Origin of the sequence: Hahella sp. HN01 (assembly GCF_018986435.1) — a bacterium.
GTDB lineage: Bacteria > Pseudomonadota > Gammaproteobacteria > Pseudomonadales > Oleiphilaceae > Hahella.
In genome coordinates this window covers 1-2,871 of the sequence record NZ_JAHMIN010000095.1, presented here as the reverse complement: position 1 = coordinate 2,871, position 2,871 = coordinate 1, and the positions used below count along the sequence as shown (strand labels likewise).

Annotated in this window: 4 protein-coding genes and 1 pseudogene; 4 read left to right on the top strand and 1 reads right to left on the bottom strand. The window is 45.8% G+C overall.

The window, feature by feature from the left end; genetic code table 11:
• The 4 genes from KP814_RS32225 to KP814_RS32210 all read left to right on the top strand — a co-directional run.
• Positions 1–199 (top strand): transposase (locus tag KP814_RS32225; RefSeq protein ID WP_216740622.1); only part of this gene is annotated, 199 nt, incomplete at its 5' end.
• A 67-nt stretch (positions 200–266) separates the two neighbouring features.
• Positions 267–662 (top strand): hypothetical protein, encoded by a 396-nt coding sequence (locus KP814_RS32220; protein WP_216740621.1) that lies wholly within the window; start codon positions 267–269, stop codon positions 660–662.
• Positions 655–1,149 carry a TniQ family protein gene (locus KP814_RS32215; protein WP_216740620.1) on the top strand — a complete coding sequence of 165 codons (495 nt, stop codon included), beginning with the start codon at positions 655–657 and terminating at the stop codon, positions 1,147–1,149. The genes KP814_RS32220 and KP814_RS32215 overlap by 8 nt, the downstream gene beginning before the upstream one ends.
• Before the next feature lie 120 nt (positions 1,150–1,269).
• On the top strand, positions 1,270–1,941 hold the full coding sequence (locus tag KP814_RS32210; RefSeq protein ID WP_216740619.1) for a hypothetical protein: 672 nt from the start codon (positions 1,270–1,272) through the stop codon (positions 1,939–1,941).
• Here KP814_RS32210 and KP814_RS32205 read toward each other — a convergent pair.
• Positions 1,902–2,871: pseudogene (locus KP814_RS32205) on the bottom strand (IS3 family transposase); the annotation flags it as partial. The gene KP814_RS32210 and the pseudogene KP814_RS32205 overlap by 40 nt on opposite strands.

Genomic DNA, 2,871 nt, shown 5'->3' with positions numbered 1-2,871 from the left:
GCCGCCTTACTCCCCTGAACTCAATCCAGATGAGTCCGTGTGGAGCTATTTGAAACATCAGCGACTGGGAAAGATGAAGATTGCAGGTCCAGACCAATTAAGAAAGATGGCTTTAAAAATCCTTCGGAGCATGAAAAGAACGCCATCGTTGATTCAAAGTTTATTTAGGCATCCAGAACTTAAATATATTATGGCTTAGTGATCGGATACTTATTTACGGGGTAGTAAATCGATATCGTGATTCAAAGAATGAGCTTATTGAATTCATGAAGATTATTTCAACATATCTTAGTGTTATGCCTGGAGTCAGCAAAGGTATAGATATACGAAATTGGAGTGATGTTCTCAGGTGTGGCACTTATGGCTCGATTGGCTTGGTTGCAAAGTGGCTGGGTAGAGCTATTTCGTATTGTGAAGCAAACTGCTTGGATGTGATGTCCACTAAGGTGGTCGAAGATGTTCAGTATAAGAAAGAAGACCTTTTGACGTTGAAGGCAGAATTGGAAATCGGTGAGGAATATTTTTTTGGTAAAAAAGTGTTGTCTTTTTCTGACCCTGGTTCAGTAAAAGCTGGAAAGCCTAGCAAACGAAAACCATTTGAGCAGAAGCCAAAGAAATACTCTACCAAGGAAAAGAGTGGCAAGAGAGGAAGCAATGGCTAAGTTTGTACCTCTACGATTAATTGGTGTCGGTACGCCAGAGATTGAATCTGCTGCATCATTTATGTTTCGGCTTGCATCAGTACATGGGATTAACGTGGCAAGAATGAATGATGTTCTATTGGCGCATTTGTTGTCTGACCGAAATTTCAGTTTAATTAATCCTATTAGAACGGGTGGAAAATCCGGACTATCGACATATTGTCGCCCGGTTGCTTCAAGTGCACAGTTCAGGCTCGCGGTTAAGCAATACATTGGTGAGGATAATATTGATAAGGCTTGCGTGTTACCTATATGTATCGAAATGCCTGCTGAAAGTTGGAGCTTGATTGATGGCCCAATTCGCTGGTGCCCGCAGTGCTTGTCAGAAGATATTGCTGGCGGTGGTGTGCCATACCTGAGGTTGATATGGCAGTTTAGCTTAGCCAAAGTTTGTTTGCGTCACTGGGTTAAGCTTGAGCGCGCGTGTCCTTGCTGTGGATTTGAGTAGAATTCCGTATTTCACAATTATTCGCTAACGGAATGTTGTAACTGCGGTGCTTCATTTTGTTCCTCATATACAAAGTGCTCTGATTCAGATTTGGTAACTGGGCTCTGGGATTTGCATGATTTGGTAGAACTCATATCGGGAGGTTATAGATTTTCATGGGATACGATATTCTCTTCTCTTTTGTTAGTGATGGAGCGTGAGTTTGGTGGCATTCAAGGAGTCCGTGAGTGGGAAGAAAGGCGAGATCTAACAACTAGGTTCTCCCCGTTTTTGGAAGGCAAGAAAGGTATTCCAGGGCTGTATCGTATATTGCAGTTTTGCCAGGCGGCTCAGGTGCCCCTAAGGGGTGTTTTGACAGGTCAGCCTTACCCAGCACCAAGGGCGCTACCATTAGGGACGGGCTTCGAGTCAAAATCTGTTTGTTTGATTTCACGTCGTAATAAAGTGCTGGATCATCGAAGTATCCGAAGCCAAGTTGTAAAGCTGGTAGAGGAGCATGATCCACCACTCTCACTGAAAAAGATCGCTCGAAGGCTGCATGTATCGCCTGGTTATATTGAGTACCGTTGGCCGGGGTTAGTAGCGGCCAACGTGAAACGAAATAAACAATATAGGGATGAGAAGAAAGTAGCAGACGCACTCAACGCTGAAATTTTGGTGCGCGATTACCTTCAAAAGCGGCTAGATTCTGGGCTAAATATTTCGGTAAAAAACACTGCACGTACTCTGGTGAAAGAGTCAGATTGTTCTGGTCAAATCCCACCGGACACTTTCTTTAGAGAGTTTTCATAATTAACCGGCGACATATCATTGTTCGCCGTATGCAGTCTTTCGAGGTTGTAATATCTCATATAGGCTACGACATCCTGCTTCATGTGTTCCCGGGTGGGCTGGGGGATTTTTAATATCCAGTCATGCTTAAGGCTACCAAAAAAGCGTTCAACCACCGCATTGTCCCAACAGGCTCCTACATCGCCCATACTTGCCCTGATTTCATACTTTTCCAGCAGTTTTCGATAATGTCCGCTGGTGTACTGAGAGCCCCGGTCACTATGGAATACCARGCCCTTGGGSGGCTTCCGCAAATTGTAAGCCTTGATCAGCGCCTGGCTGACCAGGCTCGTTGTCATGCGCTTATCRATGCGCCACCCGACGATCCTTCGGGAATATAAATCCATGACRATGGCCAGATATATCCAGCCTTCTCCTGTTTTCAGATAGGTCACGTCGCCAGCCCAAACCTGATTGGRCGCKGTAGGATTAAAATTCTGATTCAACAAGTTATCCGCCACCGCRTGATGGTGTTTGCGCCTTGTAGTGGGTTTGTAAGCAACGCGTTGCGTGACCTGAAGACCAAGCCGCCTCATGAGCTTGCGAACCCGGTAGCGTCCCACCTGAAAGCCTTCTTYGCGTAGCTTCTTCATCATCTCTCGACTGCCCAGACTGCTTCGAGAAGCTTTAAACAGTCGCTTCATTCGCCGATGCAGATGCAGCTCATCAAACCGGATCACCGGCGCGGAGCGCCGTCGCCAGGCATAGAATTCTGATCGACTTGCACGCAGAGCCCAGCAAAGCCCTTTCACAGAGAAGCGATTCGACTCTGCCTGAATGAAGGCGAACTTTATTTCATTTCTTTCGCGAAGAAGGCTGAAGCCTTTTTTAGAATTTCCTTTTCCATGCGCAGCTCTTTGTTTTCTTTGCGAAGCCGTTTTAACTCGGCGC

What these genes read in the sequence shown, in the direction of transcription:
- KP814_RS32220 (WP_216740621.1), top strand. Translation starts at nt 267, where the DNA reads ATGAAGATTATTTCAACATATCTTAGTGTTATGCCTGGAGTCAGCAAA.
- KP814_RS32215 (WP_216740620.1), top strand. Translation starts at nt 655, where the DNA reads ATGGCTAAGTTTGTACCTCTACGATTAATTGGTGTCGGTACGCCAGAG.